Consider the following 20,708-nt stretch of genomic DNA (forward strand, 5'->3'; position numbering starts at 1 on the left):
GGTACCTGTTAATGTCAGATCCCAAATTCATCCACCTGCGTGTTCATAGTGACTTCTCGATGGTGGATGGCCTCAACAAAGTTCCGCCAATCGTAAAGAAAGTTGCTGAGCTCGGTATGCCCGCAATGGCGTTGACCGACTTTACCAACCTATGTGGTTTGGTGAAGTTTTACGGTACGGCGCATGGCAGTGGTGTTAAACCGATCATTGGTGCTGACTTTAAAATGCAGTCGGACGAGTTTGGTGAAGAGCTGACACAAGTGACTTTGCTTGCGGCGGATAATGTAGGTTATAAGAACCTGACGTTATTGATATCAAAAGCGTACTTACGTGGACATGTTCAACACCACCCAGTGATTGATAAAGCCTGGTTGGCTGAAATGTCTGAAGGCTTGATTGTATTATCCGGCGGTAAAAGCGGAGAAATTGGTCGCGGCCTTTTGAAAGGCAACCGTCAAATGGTGCAAGGGTGTGTTGATTTCTATAAACAGCATTTTCCAGATCGCTTTTATCTTGAGCTACTTCGTACCGGTCGTCCAGATGAAGAAACTTATCTTCACTTTGCGGTTGAATTGGCAGAGCAGCAAGACTTGCCAGTAGTGGCGACCAATGAAGTTGTATTCCTGAGTCCAGACCTATTTGATGCTCATGAAATACGCGTAGCGATTCACGATGGTTACACATTAGAAGATCCGCGCAGGCCAAAAAACTACAGTCCGCAGCAATATCTTCGTACAGAAGAAGAAATGTGCGAGCTGTTTGCTGATATTCCTGAAGCGTTAGAAAACAGTGTCGAGATAGCGAAGCGTTGTAACGTGACTGTGCGCTTAGGGGAGTACTTCCTACCAGCCTTCCCAACCGAAGGGATGAAAGAGACTGAGTTCCTAGTCATGAAATCCCGAGAGGGGTTGGAAGAGCGTTTAGAGTTTCTATTTCCAGATGAGGAAGAGAGAAAACGTCGCCGCCCTGAATATGATGAACGTCTTCAGATAGAGCTAGATGTTATCAACCAAATGGGATTTCCTGGTTACTTCTTGATCGTAATGGAGTTCATCCAGTGGTCAAAAGATAATGGAATTCCTGTCGGTCCTGGACGTGGTTCCGGTGCTGGTTCTTTGGTGGCTTACGCACTAAAAATCACCGATCTGGATCCACTAGAATACGACTTGCTGTTCGAACGTTTCTTGAACCCAGAACGTGTTTCGATGCCCGATTTCGACGTCGATTTCTGTATGGATAAACGTGACCAGGTTATTGACCACGTTGCGGAAATGTACGGTCGCGACGCGGTGTCTCAGATCATCACGTTTGGTACCATGGCGGCAAAAGCGGTAATCCGTGACGTTGGCCGCGTATTGGGCCACCCATTTGGTTTTGTTGATCGTATTTCAAAGCTGATCCCGCCCGATCCAGGCATGACGCTAGATAAAGCGTTTAAAGCTGAACCTGCACTACCTGAATTGTATGAGGCCGATGAGGAAGTTAAAGAACTCATCGACATGTGTCATATTTTGGAAGGCTGTACGCGAAACGCCGGTAAACACGCTGGTGGTGTTGTAATTTCACCTACAACAATTACCGATTTTGCGCCAATTTATGCAGACGCTGAAGGTCACTTTCCGGTTACTCAATTTGATAAAAACGATGTTGAGACCGCTGGCCTAGTTAAGTTTGACTTCTTAGGTTTACGTACCTTAACCATTATTGACTGGGCGTTAGGACTGATTAACCCACGCCTAGAGCGAGAAGGGAAAGAACCGGTTCAAATTGAATCCATACCGTTAGAAGACCCTGCCTCTTTCCGTTTGTTGCAAAACTCTGAAACGACAGCAGTATTCCAGCTTGAATCTCGAGGCATGAAAGAGCTGATCAAACGACTTCAGCCAGACTGTTTCGAAGACATTATCGCATTGGTAGCACTCTTCCGTCCGGGTCCTTTGCAATCGGGCATGGTAGATAACTTTATCGACCGTAAACATGGTCGAGAAGCGATCTCTTATCCAGATGAAAAGTGGCAACACGAGTCGCTAAAAGAGACGCTTGATCCAACCTACGGCATCATCCTGTACCAAGAGCAGGTAATGCAGATTGCGCAGATCTTAGCGGGTTATACGCTAGGTGGTGCGGACATGCTCCGTCGTGCAATGGGTAAGAAAAAGCCAGAAGAGATGGCAAAACAACGTGCTATCTTTGAAGAAGGTGCGATAAAGAACGGTATCGATGGCGAGTTGGCGATGAAAATCTTCGACTTGGTAGAGAAGTTCGCCGGTTATGGTTTTAACAAATCGCACTCTGCTGCTTATGCATTGGTTTCTTATCAAACTCTTTGGCTGAAAACACATTATCCTGCCGAATTTATGGCTGCGGTAATGACAGCCGATATGGATAACACGGAAAAAGTCGTTGGCTTGGTCGATGAGTGTTTCCGTATGAAGCTTACCGTGCTGCCACCAGACATCAACTCTGGCCTATATCGCTTTAATGTTGATGAAAATGGCGCAATTGTTTACGGTATTGGTGCGATAAAAGGGGTTGGTGAGGGCCCTATCGATGCGATTCTTGAGGCGAGAAATAAAGGTGGTCACTTTAAAGACCTATTTGATTTCTGTGCTCGAGTTGATCTAAAACGCGTCAATAAACGAGTGATAGAGAAGCTGATTTACGCGGGTGCGTTGGATCGACTAGGCCCACACCGCGCGGCGATGATGGCGTCACTCAATGATGCGGTAAAAGCAGCAAGTCAACATCACCAAGCTGAGGCGTTTGGTCAAACGGATATGTTTGGTGTGCTAACGGATGCACCTGAAGAAGTAGAGCATAAGTATACGCAGGTTCCGCCTTGGCCAGAAAAAGTGTGGTTAGAGGGCGAGCGTGATACCCTAGGTCTATATTTGACAGGGCACCCAATTAACGCCTACGTAAAGGAACTAAACAAATACACCAGTTGTCGACTAAAAGACGCAACGCCCACTCGCCGCGATCAATCTGTCACGGTAGCCGGCCTGGTTATTGTCGCTCGTGTAATGACGACCAAACGTGGTACACGAATTGGTATTATGACACTGGATGACCGAAGTGGTCGCATGGAAGTGATGTTGTTCTCAGATGCGCTGGATCGATACGCTGAACTTCTCGAAAAAGACAGAATTTTGGTCGTTTCTGGACAGGTCAGCTTTGATGACTTCAACGGTGGCCTTAAAATGTCGGCGCGTGAAGTTATGGATCTCGGCAGTGCGCGCGAGAAATACGCTCGTGGTTTGTCGGTATCGATAGATGCAAATCAGATCAACGATCAGTTTTTTGAGCAGTTCAGCCGTATTTTAGAACCGCACAAAGCCGGAACCGTACCCGTCAATGTATACTACCAGCGTGCCGACGCCAGAGCGCGGTTAACATTGGGCACCGAGTGGCGAGTTACGCCAAGTGATACATTACTCGACGATTTAAAACAGTTGCTTGGCAAAAGCCAGGTAGAACTCGAATTTAACTAAAAATTCAGCGCAATATGTTAGACGCTGAGTAAACAAGGATTCATAGATGAGCCTAAACTTTCTTGAATTTGAAAAGCCAATTGCAGAACTAGAAGCGAAAATTGAAGCATTACGTGATGTCTCTCGTCACGGTGGTGATTCTGCGATTGACCTGGATAAAGAAATCGAACAGCTTGAGAAGAAAAGCTTAGAGCTGAAGAAAAAAACCTTCAGTGACCTAGGTGCATGGGAAACAGCTCAACTGGCTCGTCACCCACTACGTCCTTACACGCTGGATTACATCCAACACGCTTTTGAGGAGTTTGATGAATTAGCGGGTGACCGCGCGTTTGCAGACGACAAAGCGATTGTGGGTGGCATGGCTCGCCTTGAAGGCCGCCCTGTGATGATCATTGGTCACCAAAAAGGTCGTGAGACCAAAGAAAAGGTGAAACGTAACTTTGGTATGCCGAAACCAGAAGGTTACCGTAAAGCGCTACGTTTGATGGAAATGGCAGAGCGTTTCAACATGCCGATTATCACATTTATCGACACGGCTGGCGCGTATCCAGGTGTGGGCGCAGAAGAGCGTGGTCAATCTGAAGCTATCGCGAAAAACCTAAAAGTGATGTCTGGTCTTAAAGTGCCAGTAATCTGTAACGTTGTTGGTGAAGGCGGTTCTGGTGGTGCACTAGCAATCGGTGTAGGCGACTACGTGAACATGCTTCAGTACTCTACGTACTCAGTAATTTCTCCTGAGGGTTGTGCTTCAATCTTATGGCGTGATTCAGACAAAGCGCCACAAGCGGCAGAGGCAATGGGTCTAACTGCTCCGCGTCTTAAAGAGCTTGAACTGATCGACGAAATCATTGAAGAGCCACTAGGCGGCGCTCATCGCGATCATGTTCAAATGGCAGCGAATATGAAAGCGACACTACTTCGTCAGCTAGAAGATCTAGAACAATTGGATGAAGAGACGCTACGTGAGCGTCGTTACCAGCGTCTAATGAGCTACGGTTACTGTTAATTTCGGTGATTGCTATTAAGCGTTAGCTGATATCTCAAGTGATAACAGTTAAAATAGAAAGGGTTGGATGAGAGTCCAGCCCTTTTTTTGTACCTATCGGATCGCTTATGGAATCGCTTTACCCGCATTTTGCTCAAGTTCTCGGCCGCTACTATCAATTAGGCACTAAGGTTGTCTTGGCGTTTAGCGGAGGAGTGGATTCACGTCTTTTACTCGAATTACTCAGTCGCTACCAACAAGCGCACTCTGTAGAGTGTCACGCTGTGTATGTGCACCATGGTTTAAGCTCGAATGCCGATAATTGGGCCGATAAATGCTTACTTTGGGCACAACAAGTGGGGATATCGTGCTCGATCGAGCGAGTGAGCTTAGACATCAGCAATGGTGAAAGTATTGAACTTCTTGCTCGTGAAGCTCGCTACCAAGCCTTAACTAAGTACATTCAAGAAGGCGATATACTGTTGACTGGTCAACATGCCGACGATCAAATAGAGACTTTTCTCCTTGCGCTTAAGCGCGGCAGCGGGCCTAAAGGGTTATCTTCGATGGCGGAGAGTATGCCGTTTTCTTGCGGATCTCTAGTTCGACCATTGCTTACTATCAAGCGGAAGACCATCGAAGAAGCCGCTACTAAATTAGGCTTGGAGTGGGTGGAAGACGAAAGCAATCAAGATACCCGTTATGATCGTAACTTTCTTCGTCATTGTGTTATTCCTGAATTGTCTGGTCGCTGGCCGAGTATCCATCAAGCGGTTCAGCGCAGTGCAAGTTTATGTGCTCAACAAGAAGCGCTATTGGATGAACTATTGAGCGCGGTGTTTGAACGCGCTTTACAAACGGATCTTAGTTTGAGTATTGAAGAACTGGCTAAGCACAGTGGATTAGCGCGTGCGCGCTTGATTCGTATGTGGCTGGCTAAGCTTAATACTAGTATGCCGACTCAGGTACAACTCAATCTTATCTGGAATGAAGTCGCATTAGCTCAGCAAGATGCCAACCCCAAACTACAACTTAAACAAGGTGAAGTGCGCCGTTTTCGAAATCGTCTCTATTGGGTAACGGAAATGGCTGATGTCACTGAGTGGCAAAGTACGATTCAAGTTGATGCGACTTTGTCGCTGCCTGAGCGGCTAGGGGAGCTGATCTTAACGACGAGTTCTAGCAACGCAACGATTGCGCTACCGAGTCAGCCAGAGTTGCTTCGCGTGACCTTCAATCCGGAAGGCTTATCAGCGCATCCAACCACGCGTAATCACAGTCGAAAACTGAAGAAGTTATTCCAAGAATACAATGTGCCAAGCTGGCTGCGTCGTCAAATTCCGATTTTAATGTGCCAAGACCGAGTCGTTGCTGTGGCAGATCTGTTCGTTGATCAGGCGTTTAATGGTCAAGATTGTGAACTTATTTGGCGCAGGTAATGAAAATTCATGCCACAATGTCGATTATAAAATATAAAAATCCTTAAATAATAATTGATTAGGTGAAGCAATGAAGAAAACAATCATGGGTGCAATGGTGGCGTTAACCATGTTTAGTGGGCAAGCTCTAGCTGCGGGAGATGCTACAGCAGGTCAAGCAAAGTCGGGAGTATGCGCGGCGTGTCATGGCGCTGATGGTATTGCTGTCATTCCGGGTTACCCAAATCTGAAAGGGCAAAATGAGCAATATATTATCAGTTCAATTAAAGCTTATAAAAATAAAGAGCGAACAGGTGGGCTTGCTGCTGTGATGCAAGCTCAAGCTTCATTGTTGTCTGATGAAGATATCGCTAACCTAGCGGCTTACTACGCAAGTTTGAAGTAAACGCGAGTCTGAAAAAGCTTGGACGATTGGGCATTGAGCAGTCCTCACTGGGGTTTTATCAACTCACGATATTCGCTATGTTAATTTGCTCAATCTGGATTTTCGCTGGTGGATCAGAGACAAACATTGAATGTTGCGAAACGCTAAACGATAATAAGCGCAATCGATTGAAGCTTAAGGGATGAACATGAAAAAAATTGAAGCGATTATCAAGCCATTTAAACTGGATGATGTTCGAGAAGCGCTAGCTGAAGTTGGCATTACAGGGATGACCGTCTCTGAAGTGAAAGGTTTTGGTCGCCAAAAAGGTCACACAGAGCTTTACCGTGGTGCAGAGTATATGGTGGACTTTCTACCTAAAGTGAAGCTCGAAATCGTTGTAACGGAAGATGTGGCTGATAAATGCGTAGAGACAATCATTGAAACCGCGCAAACTGGTAAGATTGGTGATGGTAAAATATTCGTCACTGATATTGAGCGTGTGGTTCGTATTCGTACTGGTGAAGAAGACGAAGACGCGATCTAAGGTTTCTTGTCACCTGTTTCGTATTTATTATGCTAAAAGGGAGCCAAGTGGCTCCTTTTTTGTTGTTTGCTTATTAGTGAAATCATTTAACCCGAGATTGGTTGTTCTAGATTTCGGGTGCCTACATTCAGGTTTGTCGTATGTTCAAGCGTTTTTTTCTGGCGTTAGCTTTTCTTATTATGGCGGTATTGGTCGGCTTCCAGGTTATTTTCACCGTACCAGATCAGCCGCAAATCATTACTCAAAGAGGCTCAGAGTTGACGCAGGATATTAGGTGTATCGAATTTAGCGGCTCAAAAGCTCTGGATCAGGGCGGTGAAATCAATGTACTTGTCTGGAATATCTACAAACAGAACCGAACGAATTGGCAAAGTGCACTCAATGAATTCTCTGCTGATAAGCAGCTGCTGTTATTGCAAGAAGCCAGCATGACACCATCATTTAAACAGTGGTTGGTGGATGGTCGCTGGGTTAGTAATCAAGTGAGTGCTTTTAAGGCGCTGGGTAGCGGTGCCGGTGTAATTAGTATTGCTCAAGGGCAACCAGAAAAAGCCTGCGCTTACACCTCTAAAGAGCCGTGGCTTCGCTTACCTAAGTCTGCATTATATAGCCAGTATCACTTGAGTAATGGCGAGAAACTCGCAGTGGTGAATGTACATGCGATTAACTTCACCGTAGGTACAAAAGAGTATATATCTCAGTTAACGGCGCTTGAAATGCTTTTAAAGCATCATGTGGGGCCAATTCTATTTGCTGGAGACTTCAATAGCTGGAGTAAATCTCGCGTTAATGCGATGAGGCAGGCCTTAAAGGCTGCGGACTTACAAGAGGTGACGTTCTTGCCGGATCATCGAGTCCAATTTATAACAGGGTTACCACTGGACCATGTGTTTTACCGAGGTCTGACGCTTAAGTACGCAAAAGCGCCGCAGAGCGACGCTTCCGATCATAACCCATTGTTATTGTCATTTACGTTAAATGACTAGCTTAGGTTACCACAATATAAAGTGCCCAAATAACGTAGAAGAATACCCATGGCAGGCTTGCAATCACCAAAGCTTGGCCACGTTCAAACTCCGTCCACGTCAGTACAACGCCGTAGCCGAGCACAATGTACCAAGGCAGAAGCAAAGGTAACGAGCTAGCGAAATGAGACCATTCGTTAGTAAGAGGCAGCTTTAATAGACCATTGAGGCTATTTAAATCGGCAGCGTAAGTCATTACCTGACCATGCTTGAGTAGCAAGCTCGCGTAACTTGCTACATCGCCCAATACTGCTGGGAATAAGATAGCACACGATGCGGCAAACCATTTCCAGTAACCGTATTGTTGTTTGCTTGCCTTTGTTGCAAGAAAGAACCAAAGCGCGAGCAATAGTAAGGTGGCAAAGCGGTTGAATACATCATTGATGATCGCGCTTGCCATTAGCGTGTTTGGTTCTAATAGCTCAATCTGCTTCGGGTCGATTTGCTGAAATTGCGCAGCAAGTTGGTCACTGAGCCACGTGAAATCGACATTCGAAAAGTAAGCACCCCAGAATAAAAACGGACTAAGCATCAGGAAGATGAACGGTTGCCATCCCCATCCACCGCGTTGATAAAGCGCGAGAAAACAAGATGTTGGAGAACGAAAAATGTCCAACAGCATCACAAGTGGATTGCTTGATGGGTTCATACACTTACCTTCGTTACGTCAACGTACAACTTAAGCTTTTGACCTGGTTGTAAGTATTTTTTCTTGTGTAGCGAGTTCCATTTCACGATGTCGTTCGTTTTTACTTTGAACTTGCTTGCAATGCCGCTAATGGTGTCGCCAGAGCGAACGTTGTAGAAAACGGTACGGATCACAGAACCTTTGTCTGAGTCCTTCCATATCACTAGCTTTTGACCCACACGCAATGGATCTTTAGGGCTCATACCATTCCATTTAGCTAACGATTTATACGACACTTTATTGTTACGTGCGATTGACCACAAACTTTCTCCAGACTGAACGACATGGGTGAGCTTGAGTTGACCACGAGCACGAGATTGAGTCTTGTTTAATCGGTTTTGTGCCGTTAATGCGTATTTTGCATCGTCTTTTGTTGATGTCGGAATCAACAGGTATTGACCAATACGAATATTGTTATTCGATAGGCCGTTGGCACGTCGAATGACTTTCGTGGTTGTGCCGTATTTATTAGCTAGCACGCTTAAAGAGTCGCCAGATTTCACCTTGTAGCGAGCGACCTTCATCCCTTTACCGCGATTTTTCTCCACCTTGGTGAGAAAAGTCTCTTTTTTCTCTACGGGAATCAAAAGTTGGTGCGGCCCCTCAGGCGCTGTCGACCACTGGTTGTATGCTGGGTTGTAACTCTGCAACTCTTTTACGCTAATGCCGGCATAATCTGCGGCAATAGCCAGATCTAACTGCTCTTCTGGATCAACAAGCGTTAGAACAGGCTTGTTTGGAATTGCAGGAATATTAAGTCCGTACTTGTCTTGGTTTGCGATAACGTCAGCCAAGGCCAATAGCTTAGGAACGTAACTACTGGTCTCTTTTGGTAAGTCTAATGAGAAGAAATCGATAGGTTTACCGAGCTTTTTATTCTTACGAATTGCGCTAGAAACACGGCCACCACCGCTGTTATAAGCGGCGATTGCATGTTCCCAGTTACCATCAAAACGCTCGTTTAGTTGTACTAGGTAGTCCAGCGCTGCATCCGTTGCTGCTGCCACATCTCTGCGACCGTCATACCAGTAGTTTTGCTCTAGTCCCATCATTTTTCCGGTGCCAGGGACAAATTGCCACAACCCAGCCGCGCTACCATGTGAGTAGGCAAAGGCATCGAATGAACTTTCCACTACAGGAAGTAATGCAAGCTCCATTGGGAGTCCGCGCTCTTCGATACGTTTTGTGATCATGTATAGAAAAGGGGTAGCACGCTTAGATACCGTGTAAAGGTGATTTGGGTGCTTTAAATACCACGTACGGTAGTAGTCCACTTTCTTGTGGTTTGGGATATCCATGTCCAGCTGCATGGCGATACGTTGCCACACATCTTCTTGTTCTTGGGGGGAGAGAACTTTAGGCGCGTCGTTAGCGGATTTTTTTGCTAGTGACGATTTATTGCCCGGTTGAGCTTTTACTGCATTTTGCTTTGCAGTCTGCTCAGATTTATTGGTTTCTGGTGTAGAAGACGTTGAATCTGACTGAGTCAATTGACAGCCAGATAATAACAACGCCAACGCCCAAGTATACTTCAAACGCATGGATTCAGCCTATTTAGGGCCTGTTTATCTTCACCTGCCTGTCGCGCAACGTAATGTGCGTGGCAGTCGCAAGATAATAGACATCTTTTAAACACTAACTAATTTATAGAGGCAAAGAGCTTCTAATTATGCAATGGGGAGAAATTCAAATAGATTTATATCAACCCCAAACGTAAGAGAAGCGCCAGTGGCGCTTCTCGAAAAATCAGTCCCTGATAATACTGGGGTCTTGCAAACTTACAAGCAGAAAATGGTTAAAATTCGTTCTTCCACTCGCGTAAAGCAGTAAAAACCGAGCATGGATCGCTATTTTTAATGCGACTAGCAACAGATTGAACCACGTCGGGGTTAGAGGTTCGCAAGAACGGATTAATCCACTTTTCTTTGCGTATTGTTGTTGGAAGTGTCGGAATGTTGAGTGCTCGCAGTCGGTTTACATCGTCGCGATATTGGCGAAGTTGCTCATTGTCAGGTTCAACCGCTAGAGCAAACGCCACGTTACTCGCCGTGTATTCATGTGCGCAGAAGACTTGAGTTTCTTCTGGTAGAGACGTTAGTTTGCTCAGTGATTCAAACATTTGCTCAGGCGTACCTTCAAAAATACGACCGCAGCCAGCAGAAAAGAGCACATCACCGCAAAACAGTTTTCCGTCCCCAACGTAACCGATATGGCCCAAAGTATGACCGGGTAACCCAAGTACTAAGAAAATCTCACCAAACAACTCTAGCTTGTCGCCTTCTTCCATTGGTGTCGTTAGGGTTGGAATTGGCTCTGATTTTGGGCCCACAACGGCGACGTTAGGAAATGCACGCACTAAGTCTGGAACGCCACCAATGTGATCGTTGTGGTGGTGCGTAATTAAAATCGCTTCTAAAGTTAATTCGTTAGCCTGCAGAAATTCTAATACTGGCTTCGCATCGCCCGGATCAACGACTGCGCAGCGCTTATCGCTATTTTGTATCAGCCAGATGTAATTATCATTAAATGCGGGTATGCTTTTGATCTCTAACACGATTCGTTCTCCGTCACCCATTTTAGTCAGGTGGTTAATGAAACCAGCACTCAGCAACAAAACTATACCACACCCGTCGACTTGGTCAGCAATGAACAACGGTCCGTGGGTGCTTGAGTCAATCCAGACCCGACTTGATGAATGGTGCCCGAAACTCTTCGGCTACCATATGCTCAAACTGGGCGGGTTGAGCTGTGAGCTAACCAGCTGTAATTGTAACATTCAACACCAAGTCAACGTAGATATCCAGAACCCGTTGCATAATGTGATTGCAGATGGTTACGAATTACCCTTTTTGGAAAAAAGCTTTGATGTTGTGATACTCGCTCATCAGCTCGACTATGCAAGCGATCCACACCGTTTGTTGCGTGAAGTCGATAGAGTGATGATGGATGATGGCTATGTAATTATTACTGGATTCAACCCATTAAGCTTGACTGGATTAGCGAGTTTGCTTCCATGGCGTAAACATAATTTGCCTTGGAGTGGACGAATGTTTACGTCGAGCCGCATCAAAGATTGGTTAGGGTTACTTAATTATCAAGTGATTCATTGTGATCGTTATGCGCTGTTTCCGATGAAACGTTACCGTACGATGTGGACATGGTTGGAAAATAGTCTTGGTGATTGGGCATCACCCGCTGGGAGTTTGTATTACATAGTCGCGCGGAAACGGACATACCCTCTCAAGCCTATCAAACCGCATTGGCGCTTGAAGAAAAAGCTCACACCACTTGGGGTGATGAATCGAGAGGGTAACACTATGAGGAAAGAATCTCGCTAAGAGGGTTGGTAACCTGTATCTTCCTCAGTTGGGTTTTCTGCAGCAGTACGGGCTAGCTCATCACACATTTCGTTCTCACGATGGCCTGCGTGGCCTTTTACCCAATGCCATTCAACTTGATGGCGTGCGGTTTCTTTGTCTAGAGCTTGCCATAAATCGGCATTCTTCACGGGTTTTTTATCCGCTGTTTTCCAACCACGCTTCTTCCAGTTATGGATCCACTGAGTAATACCTTGGCGCACATATTGGCTGTCAGTCGTTAAAGTGACTTTACAAGGTTGTTTTAACGTCTGTAGCGCGACGACAGCCGCCAACATTTCCATGCGGTTGTTGGTAGTTAACGTATAGCCTTTGGAAAGTGTCTTTTCTACGTCTTTGTAACGCAATACTATGCCGTAACCACCTGGTCCTGGGTTACCTAAACAAGAACCGTCAGTGAAAATCTCAACGTGTTTGGTCATATTTTTTGGTACTATTAGCCGAAACATTTAATAAAGCATAGTCTGACATACATAACCTTATGAATACCAGCAGCAATTCTGAATATAACCGCATTGTCGTTCTCGATACCGAAACCACAGGTATGAACCGCGAGGGTGGTCCTCACTACATGGGACACCGCATTATTGAAATCGGTGCCGTGGAGATCATCAACCGTAAGCTGACTGGTCGTCACTTCCACGTTTATTTAAAACCCGATCGTGAAATCCAACCAGAAGCGGTTGAAGTTCACGGTATTACGGATGAATTCTTGGTTGATAAACCGGAATACGCGAGCGTGCACCAAGAGTTTCTTGAGTTTATTAAAGGCGCAGAACTTGTTGCCCACAACGCGCCCTTCGATACCGGATTTATGGATTACGAGTTTGGCATGCTCGATTCTAACATCGGCAAAACGGACGACTACTGCAAGGTGACCGACACCCTTGCAATGGCGAAGAAAATCTTCCCTGGCAAGCGAAACAACCTTGATATCTTATGTGAACGTTACGGTATTGATAACTCGCACCGTACACTCCACGGAGCTTTGCTCGATGCGGAGATTCTAGCCGACGTTTACCTCTTTATGACGGGTGGTCAAACGAGTCTAGAATTTAACGCGAATAAACAAGAGGGTGGAGTAGAAACCATTCGTCGTATTGAAGGAAGAAAAGCGCTAAAGGTTTTGCGCGCAAGTGCCGATGAACTAGAAGCTCACCAAAAAAGATTAGAGTTGGTGAACGACTGTATTTGGCATCAATAGGAGAAGCTATGTTGAGGGCTTTGTTGGTCGCGTTTTTAGCGATATGGAGTAGTCTCTCGAGTGCTGCGAGTGAATCTACAATGTCTTTGTTAGACAATCGCTTTCGAGTTGATCCAACCATCGAGCAGATCACGTTTTTGGTTTATCGTGAGCAAAGTTCTCAGCCAGTTGTTTTAGTCCGTCCTGACGGTAAAAAATACTATGCTTGGGGCTCTTACGACAATGTACGTTGGTATCAAGAAGCCTCACTCGATATTATTTCCGTTGATAACCCTATGCCAGGTCCATGGCAGGCTGTGGGGAAAGTTACGCCTAAAAATAACATCCGCTTAATTTCTCACCTAAAGCTCAGTACGGATCTGTTCCCAAACCGATTATATAATGGGGAAGCGCTTAAGTTTACAGCTCGCCTGACCTCCGACGGCAAACCTCTTGTACTGCGCGACTTCCTTGATCGCGTGAATCTGCGCGTGACATTTACCAAGTTTGTCGAAAATGAAGATGAGCTGATCAAAGAAGCACGTCCAGTGCCGATGGTTGTGGGTGAGTTTTCTGATGACGGCCGAGGCTTGGATGAAAAAGCAGGGGATGGTGTGTTTACGGTTCAGCTCCCAATAGACGTTGAGCCTGGTAAGTACCGCGCGCGCATCACGTCTGGCAATGGCGTATTCTTACGAGCGCAAGAACAAGTCATCTTGGTTTATCCGAACCCAATCTCTCGTACTTTTATTCAGGCTCGTAATCCCGATAAGCCACACCAATTAGTGGTGAGTGGCGAGCAAGGTATGATTGCACCAGGCTCTATTGCAGTCACAGTGAAAAAGGACGCTCCCGATGGTTTCATTAGTTACCGCCAAGGACAGGTCTCTAAAGATGGAATGAGAGTTACGTTGAACCTCAATAACGATGCTGAGCTTGGTAAGTACGCATGGCGCGGCGAGATCTTTGCCACTGATTTTGCAACCCAGCGTCCGTTGGTGTTTCCTATTCCAGAGCAAACCTTCAGTGTTGTTGATGAAGTTGATCTAGAAGCTGCTCGAATTGCAAAAGAAGCTGAATTAGCCGAGCAGCGCCGTATTGAAATGGAAAAGCAAATTATCGCTGAGCGGGAGGCTGAGCGTAAGCGCAGCATGATTATTATCGCGGTGGGTAACGTGATAATGCTGCTGATTGTGATCATTGGATGGATAGTCTGGCGCAAAATTAAAGCGAAGCGCGATGCCATGCCAGAGATGCAATTAGAAGTACCAAAGAAATAGTAGTAACACACACATAAAGCGAGAAACGGAGCCAATCGGCTCCGTTTTTTTCAAGTTACCAAATTGGAAGAAGAAAAATGGATAAATTATGAATATTTAAGTTTACTGTACTCAAATATATGTTTGGGATTTTATATAAATAATATATCATTTTTACTTTCTAAATTGGTTGCATTTTTAATGTGACTAACTTTCAAAATAATCAATTAAAGATAAAGAAATAATGAATAAAATTTTAGCTTTTTTTTGTGCAGTGATAATTGTAGGTTGCTCTTCTATTGATAATGGTATTAATAATCCAGATGCGGGAAGTAATAATTTAAAATCACTTGATACCTTCACTTTTGATCCCTTAAGTAAAATCCAAAAAGTAGAAATACCAACTTATTATGATGGCTTGTTTGATACAGCAAGACCCTATTTAGATGAAAAGTACCCTTACACTTATGTCAGTAAACCTCAAGCATACATAATTGATGACGAGATTATTTCTTTTGCTCCCTGGTTTCCTGTCGAAGGAAGGTTTACGGTTTTTCCAACCGCTCACTATATAGTTATAACTCAAGAAACCGAGAGTGGCTTAGTCTCCGCACGATTTAATCATGAACAAGTAATTAAGCTGTTAAGTGAAGAGTATAAAATTACTGAGCATACAAGTCCGTTTTTTCATTATGTTCTAGAGGTTTCTCCAAGTGAACAAGCCAATTTTGTAGAAGATATCCATAAAAAATTGAGTAGACTTCCTTCAGAATAAGGATTGCTGGTTGAATTTTGATCAATAAAGTCAGGGATTCTGGCTTTATTGATTGCATGGAGTTCTATTTATATTGATTTGGGCTTTGTAATAGGTAGTACGCCATAATAACAAGAGCCGATCTTGTAGGGTTTCTGGATAAATATTCAGCTGTGCGTGATAAATAAGAATAAGTAAACGCGAGGTCTCTGATGAAATACAAAAAGCGTCAGAAGTATAAATACACTCTCCATTCTGAAGAAAAGATTGAGACTCACATTTCAGTGAGTAACGCGTATGACAGCCCTTTTCTTAGTTTGTCCAAACAAGGCGTGTTAACGATTAAAAAGGGCTATGCATGGGATGGAGCGAGTGGGCCAGCGTTAGACACAAAAAACATTATGAAAGCTTCTTTAGTGCATGATGCTCTTTACCAACTCATGAGGGAAGAGGTGTTGCCACAAAGTGCTCGAAAGCATGCGGATACGTTGTTGAGAGAAACATGTTTAGAAAAAGGAATGTCTAGCTTCAGAGCAACTTATATCTATTATGGCGTCAGAGTTGTCGGTAGCTTCTTTTCTAGACCTGATACTTTGTGTGCTTAATGGGAACATCTTTCCAACGTTTAACTGTTTATTCATACAGTTTAGTTATGTAAGCTCCAAGGTGATACAAAGGAGTAGTACATAATGACAATAAGATATGAAGAGCATGTGCCAAGCCCGAAAGAATACTGTGATATGCGTATCAAAGCCGGGCTATCACCCAAATCGTTGAAAGCTGCTGAAATTGGTCTACCCAATTCGTTATATGGCGTATCTGTTCGGGATGAAGGAAAGCTCATTGCAATGGGTCGGGTTGTTGGTGACGGGGCGTGTAACTTCGAAATTGTCGACGTTGCCGTTGATTCTGATTATCAAGGCAACGGTTTAGGTAGAAAAGTCATGGAATACATCGACGGTTATCTTTCATCTGTTGCACTTGAAGGCTCTTACGTTTCTATGATTGCTGATGAACCGGTCTTTTACGAAAAGCTTGGTTATAGGCTGGTGGCTCCTAAAAGCCAAGGGATGACAAAAAAGTTTAAGCCAAAGGCGTAACACGTATTCAGCTGTGAAGATAAGCACTAGAAAACAGGAGTTTAATTTCCTGTTTTCTATATTAAATTTGTATTTAAGCCACTTCTGGAATTGGTTTGGGTGGCTGCTCTAAATCAGGCTCTTTTTGAACAGTAGGAATTTGTCCCTCACCCACAGCACTGATGTAACAGCCACTAAGTTTAATGGCAAGGTACATATCAGCTCGCAGTAAGATGCCTCCTTCACTGGTGCTGATACCAGTAAGCTCACACCATTGACGAAGACGTCGTTTCCTTCCTGCGAGGATTAAGCGTACACCTCTCTTTTTCAAAGTATTGTGAATATCTGCCAGTGTTGCCATCACACTGAGATCCAAGTGAGTAAAGCTCGATACGGCGTCGATGACAACGCAACTTGCGTCTTTGTGATGCTCTGCCTGCTCTAACACTCTACGTTTAAAGTAAGGAGCATTGAAGTAAGTTAGCGGTGAGTTAAAGCGGTAAATCACCATTCCAGGAATAGGCGAAGCTTTTCCTGAGTCGTCGATGGTCCGAATGGTACCTTTTTCATCCAAGCCAAGTAGCTGATCACTCGGTCGCATGACAATCCGTAAAAATTGAAACAGCCCTAGCAATACCGCCAAAGTGATCCCCGGTATTACACCCACGATCAACACAGAAATAAAAGTAATGATGGCCAGATAAAATGCATCTTTGTCACGAGATTTTAATTTCCAAATTGCTTTAAGATCGAGCAGCGATAGGGACGCAATGATCAATACAACACCAAGTGAAGAGATAGGGATGAACTGCAAAGGCTCGTAAATAAATACCGCAATAATGGCAATGGTGATTGCGGCGACAATCGAAACTAATTGAGATTTACCGCCATTTGCATCATTGACGGCTGTGCGTGAGTCAGCGCCGCTTATCGCGAAACCTTGCGAAAACGCTGAGGCAATGTTGGCAAAACCCAACGCCTGAAACTCTTTATTAGCATCAATATCATAACCGTTTTTAGCAGCGAAACTGCGGGCGGTGAGCATCATGCTAACAAAACTGACAATCGCAAGGTTGAGAGCCGGGACCACTAGTTCACGAACTTCACCTAGCTCAAACTCCGGTGTTTGAAACTGAGGGAAGCCACCTTGAGTGAGTCCGACAACCGATACGCCCATCTCTTGTAAATGGAAAAACCAAACTGACGCAGTAGTTACGAGGATCGCCAGCATGGCAGCAGGCCAAGTTGGTCGGTAGCGTTTGGTGAGCAAATAAACGACAACTGTCACGATACTCAGAGTTACAGTAGGCCAATGAAGATCGGTTAATCGTTGTGGAGCTTCCCATAAACGTTCCAGTAAATAACGTTGCTCGTATTTCAAACCGACTACTTTCGCAAACTGACCAACGATAATTGTGAGAGCAACACCGTTGAGTAGACCCAAAAGAATCGGACGAGAAAGGAAATCTGCAAATACCCCTAGCTTGAAACGACTTGCCAGTACACACCAAATCCCCGTCATCGCTGTCATGGTCATAACCAACTGCCAATGTTTTGTGGGGTCACCTGCGGCAAGTGGTGTCACAACAGCAGCAATCACTGCACAGGTTGCTGCATCGGGTCCGACAATGAGTTGTCGAGATGTGCCCATCATGGCGTAAACCAACATTGGCAGTACACACGAATACAGACCGACAATTGCGGATACACCAGTTAACTGTGCGTAAGCTATGGCAACTGGCAGTGCAACCGCGACAACAGAAAAGGCGGCTCTAAAGTCGTTAACAAACCATTCTTTTTGATAATGCTTAAGCTGAACAAGCCCTGGGAACCACTGTGCGAGTAATATTTTAGCCAACGGATTTACCATATATGTGAGTGAGTTACTTAAAGTATACACCGCTTAGTTGGAACGTCTGTGAGTTAGTTATCACTGGAAATCGGGAGAAAGATTGGAGTGCGAGGATTTTATTGCGCAGGGGGGCTTTGTAGTGTGAGGTGTTATGAATCCGATTCTGGAAGCAATAAAAAACGGGAGCTGATACTCCCGTTTGTGGTCTCAGATTCTAGAGTTACGCGACACTATCCATCTGAGGGTATAGCGGCTTTGCGGCAAGCAGTTCCGGCTCAAAATCGTCAACGTTGATTGTATCTAGACGATGCTGCTCCGCTTCTCTGAGTAGATCGGCTTCTTCTTGCGTGATAAAGCCTTGCTCTAGCCCTTCCTGAGCAATCATATCCAAACGTAAGAATGGGCGACGCTTACCTTGCGCTTTACATACTTTGTCAAACACAGGTTCAGCTTGAAGAATGACTGACAGCGCAAGCTCAATCTTACCTGCTGCGTTGTGCTCGGTTGGTTCAAGGTATTGACCGCGACCAATGCGTGAGCGCGTTGCACTTGGCGTTTGTAGAATGCGCGCCACTTTACTGTCTAGTTTATCGCTTGGTGCTTTGCGTACGCGACCAAATGGCATGATTAATACGCGTAGCGCACGGCCAATTACTTTGTTCGGGAAGTTTGCTAAGAATTCATCTACTGCCACTTCCGCTTGTTTCAAACTGTCTTGTAGACCCCAGTGTACTAATGGTAAATCTTCGACTGGACGGCCATCTTGCTCAAAACGTTTCAACGTCGCAGAGCTCAAATATAGCTGGCTTAGAATGTCACCAAGACGTGCTGATAGACGCTCTTTACGCTTCAAAGAGCCACCTAGCACTGCCATTGAGATATCCGATAGCAGAGCAAGGTTTGCACTGTAACGGTTCAATTGTTGATAGTAACGCTTGGTTGCATCTTTGGTTGGTGATGAAGAGCCCAGACCGTCGCTCAAACCAAACCAGATACTGCGCACTAGGTTACTCATTGTAAAGCTCACGTGACCAGCAAGCGCTTTATCAAATTTCTCGACAGCATTACTTGCTTCAGAATACGCCGCGTTCATTTCTTCAAGAACGTACGGATGGCAACGGATTGCGCCTTGGCCAAAGATGATCATTGAGCGTGTTAGAATGTTAGCACCCTCAACCGTTACTGCGATTGGCGCACCTTGGTAACCACGAGCTAGGAAGTTAGAAGGTCCCATACAGATACCTTTACCGCCTACGATGTCCATTGCATCGATGATGCTTTGCTGGCCGCGGTGCGTACAGTGATACTTCACGATAGCTGAGATTACTGATGGCTTTTCACCTAAGTCGATACCCGCAACGGTTAAGTTGCTTGCTGCATCCATCACGTAAGCATTACCACCCAAGCGTGCTAATGGTTCTTCAACTCCTTCCATATGGCCGATCGGCTGTTTGAACTGACGGCGAATACGTGAGTAAGCACCGGTTGCCATTGCCGCAGTTTTGATGCCACCTGTTGAGTTTGAAGGTAGCGTGATACCACGTCCAACCGACAGACACTCAACCAGCATACGCCAACCTTGGCCCGCCATTTTTTCGCCACCGATAATGAAATCGATAGGAACAAAGATGTCTTTACCGCGCGTTGGACCATTTTGGAATGGCACATTGAGTGGGAAGTGTCGGTTACCAATCTCAACACCTTTGACATCAGTTGGGATAAGCGCACAAGTGATGCCAAGATCTTCTTTGTCGCCTAGCAAACCTTCAGGATCGCGAAGTTTAAATGCTAAGCCTAGTACGGTTGCGACTGGCGCTAGGGTGATGTAGCGCTTGTTCCAAGTCAGGCGCATACCCAGTACTTCTTTTCCTTCCCATTCGCCTTTACAGACCACACCGTAATCTGGAATAGATCCAGCGTCAGAACCCGCTTCTGGACTTGTTAGGGCGAAACAAGGGATTTCCTTACCTTCAGCTAGACGCGGTAAGTAATGATTTTTTTGATCTTCAGTACCGTAGTGTTGCAGTAGCTCACCTGGGCCCAAAGAGTTAGGAACACCAACGGTAGACGATAGAACGCCAGAAACACCCGTTAGTTTTTGTAGTACTAGTGATTGCGCGTATGCTGAGAACTCAAGACCACCGTACTTTTTCTTAATGATCATGGCGAAGAACTTATGATCTTTCAGGTATTGCCAAACTTCTGGCGGTAAGTCCGCGAGTTCATGGGTCACTTGGAAATCACTCACCATGGCGCACACTTCATTCACAGGGCCGTCTAAAAAGGCTTGTTCTTCCGCACTTAACTTAGGTGCTTGAATTGCGTGTAGCTTTTGCCACTCTGGTTTGCCTTTAAATAGTTCGGCTTCCCACCAGACGGTACCTGCGTCTAACGCTTCTTTTTCGGTTTGAGACATAGCTGGCAGCACTTTCTTGAAAAGCACTAACGCTTTGCGGCTAATTAAAGACTGACGTACGCCAGGAACCGCGAGCACAGCTGCGGCGAGAACGTAAATCGCCCAACCAATAACGCCGACAGTACCAGCTACTGTAAGAGCCAGCATGGCTGCGGTGAGTAAGCTAATAGATTTCACGAGAGACATGCGGTGGTAGAGCGTAATGCCTAGCACGATCGCCATCGTGATGATTGAGAGCAAGATGTCCAT

At 45.3% G+C, this 20,708-nt stretch carries 18 protein-coding genes; 12 read left to right on the plus strand and 6 right to left on the minus strand.

All coding sequences use genetic code 11. The annotated features are described in order from the left end of the window. The first annotated feature begins 11 nt into the window (after window positions 1-11). From dnaE to R7Z50_RS12245, 6 genes are all read left to right on the plus strand, one after another. Window positions 12-3,491 carry a DNA polymerase III subunit alpha gene (gene dnaE / locus R7Z50_RS12220; RefSeq protein WP_318149104.1) on the plus strand — a complete coding sequence of 1,160 codons (3,480 nt, stop codon included), beginning with the start codon at window positions 12-14 and terminating at the stop codon, window positions 3,489-3,491. Window positions 3,492-3,537: 46 nt separating this feature from the next. Further along, window positions 3,538-4,497, plus strand: a complete 960-nt coding sequence (gene accA / locus R7Z50_RS12225) for an acetyl-CoA carboxylase carboxyl transferase subunit alpha (protein WP_005380365.1) — start codon at window positions 3,538-3,540, stop codon at window positions 4,495-4,497. Between the two features lie 107 nt (window positions 4,498-4,604). Then, on the plus strand, window positions 4,605-5,915 hold the full coding sequence (tilS, locus tag R7Z50_RS12230) for a tRNA lysidine(34) synthetase TilS (protein WP_005391814.1): 1,311 nt from the start codon (window positions 4,605-4,607) through the stop codon (window positions 5,913-5,915). A 70-nt stretch (window positions 5,916-5,985) separates the two neighbouring features. Continuing rightward, a complete protein-coding gene (locus R7Z50_RS12235) occupies window positions 5,986-6,300 on the plus strand; it encodes a c-type cytochrome (protein WP_005391816.1) in 315 nt (104 codons plus the stop codon). A gap of 187 nt (window positions 6,301-6,487) precedes the next feature. Then, on the plus strand, window positions 6,488-6,826 hold the full coding sequence (gene glnB, locus R7Z50_RS12240) for a nitrogen regulatory protein P-II (protein ID WP_005380372.1): 339 nt from the start codon (window positions 6,488-6,490) through the stop codon (window positions 6,824-6,826). 140 nt (window positions 6,827-6,966) lie between these two features. Further along, window positions 6,967-7,812, plus strand: coding sequence for an endonuclease/exonuclease/phosphatase family protein (locus R7Z50_RS12245; RefSeq protein WP_005391818.1), 846 nt, complete (start codon window positions 6,967-6,969; stop codon window positions 7,810-7,812). Window position 7,813: 1 nt separating this feature from the next. Here the strand turns inward: R7Z50_RS12245 and R7Z50_RS12250 are convergent, their stop codons facing one another. The 3 genes from R7Z50_RS12250 to gloB all read right to left on the minus strand — a co-directional run bounded on the left by R7Z50_RS12250 (window position 7,814) and on the right by gloB (window position 11,093). Then, a complete protein-coding gene (locus tag R7Z50_RS12250) occupies window positions 7,814-8,500 on the minus strand; it encodes a YIP1 family protein (protein ID WP_005380375.1) in 687 nt (228 codons plus the stop codon). Next, the gene (locus R7Z50_RS12255; RefSeq protein WP_005391819.1) at window positions 8,497-10,080 is read right to left on the minus strand and encodes a LysM peptidoglycan-binding domain-containing protein; all 1,584 of its coding nucleotides are present in this window, start codon (window positions 10,078-10,080) and stop codon (window positions 8,497-8,499) included. The genes R7Z50_RS12250 and R7Z50_RS12255 overlap by 4 nt, the downstream gene beginning before the upstream one ends. Window positions 10,081-10,334: 254 nt before the next feature. After that, window positions 10,335-11,093 (minus strand): hydroxyacylglutathione hydrolase, encoded by a 759-nt coding sequence (gene gloB, locus R7Z50_RS12260; protein WP_005380380.1) that lies wholly within the window; start codon window positions 11,091-11,093, stop codon window positions 10,335-10,337. A 37-nt stretch (window positions 11,094-11,130) separates the two neighbouring features. Between gloB and R7Z50_RS12265 the strand changes: the two genes are divergently transcribed. After that, a complete protein-coding gene (locus R7Z50_RS12265; RefSeq protein ID WP_005391820.1) occupies window positions 11,131-11,877 on the plus strand; it encodes a class I SAM-dependent methyltransferase in 747 nt (248 codons plus the stop codon). On the opposite strand, the gene rnhA is transcribed toward R7Z50_RS12265, so the two are convergent. Then, window positions 11,874-12,338, minus strand: coding sequence for a ribonuclease HI (gene rnhA, locus R7Z50_RS12270; RefSeq protein ID WP_005380384.1), 465 nt, complete (start codon window positions 12,336-12,338; stop codon window positions 11,874-11,876). The two genes, R7Z50_RS12265 and rnhA, sit on opposite strands and share 4 nt — an antisense overlap. A gap of 59 nt (window positions 12,339-12,397) precedes the next feature. Between rnhA and dnaQ the strand changes: the two genes are divergently transcribed. The 5 genes from dnaQ (at window position 12,398) to R7Z50_RS12295 (ending at window position 16,212) form a co-directional block, all read left to right on the plus strand. Continuing rightward, complete coding sequence (dnaQ, locus tag R7Z50_RS12275) at window positions 12,398-13,120, plus strand: DNA polymerase III subunit epsilon (RefSeq protein WP_005391821.1); 723 nt, start codon at window positions 12,398-12,400, stop codon at window positions 13,118-13,120. Window positions 13,121-13,128: 8 nt separating this feature from the next. Next, entirely contained in the window at window positions 13,129-14,379 is a 1,251-nt protein-coding gene (locus tag R7Z50_RS12280; RefSeq protein WP_005391822.1) for a TIGR03503 family protein, read from the plus strand. A 223-nt stretch (window positions 14,380-14,602) separates the two neighbouring features. Next, on the plus strand, window positions 14,603-15,133 hold the full coding sequence (locus tag R7Z50_RS12285; protein ID WP_031780222.1) for a hypothetical protein: 531 nt from the start codon (window positions 14,603-14,605) through the stop codon (window positions 15,131-15,133). 191 nt (window positions 15,134-15,324) lie between these two features. Beyond that, entirely contained in the window at window positions 15,325-15,717 is a 393-nt protein-coding gene (locus R7Z50_RS12290; RefSeq protein WP_031780223.1) for a DUF1353 domain-containing protein, read from the plus strand. 84 nt (window positions 15,718-15,801) lie between these two features. Beyond that, the gene (locus tag R7Z50_RS12295) at window positions 15,802-16,212 is read left to right on the plus strand and encodes a GNAT family N-acetyltransferase (protein ID WP_005391824.1); all 411 of its coding nucleotides are present in this window, start codon (window positions 15,802-15,804) and stop codon (window positions 16,210-16,212) included. A gap of 73 nt (window positions 16,213-16,285) precedes the next feature. On the opposite strand, the gene R7Z50_RS12300 is transcribed toward R7Z50_RS12295, so the two are convergent. Then, complete coding sequence (locus tag R7Z50_RS12300) at window positions 16,286-18,061, minus strand: SulP family inorganic anion transporter (protein WP_005391826.1); 1,776 nt, start codon at window positions 18,059-18,061, stop codon at window positions 16,286-16,288. Window positions 18,062-18,263: 202 nt separating this feature from the next. After that, window positions 18,264-20,708: an acyl-CoA dehydrogenase FadE gene (gene fadE, locus R7Z50_RS12305; protein WP_005385392.1), complete on the minus strand. Its 2,445-nt coding sequence runs from the start codon at window positions 20,706-20,708 to the stop codon at window positions 18,264-18,266.

Source organism: Vibrio sp. 1249-1 (assembly GCF_033340495.1).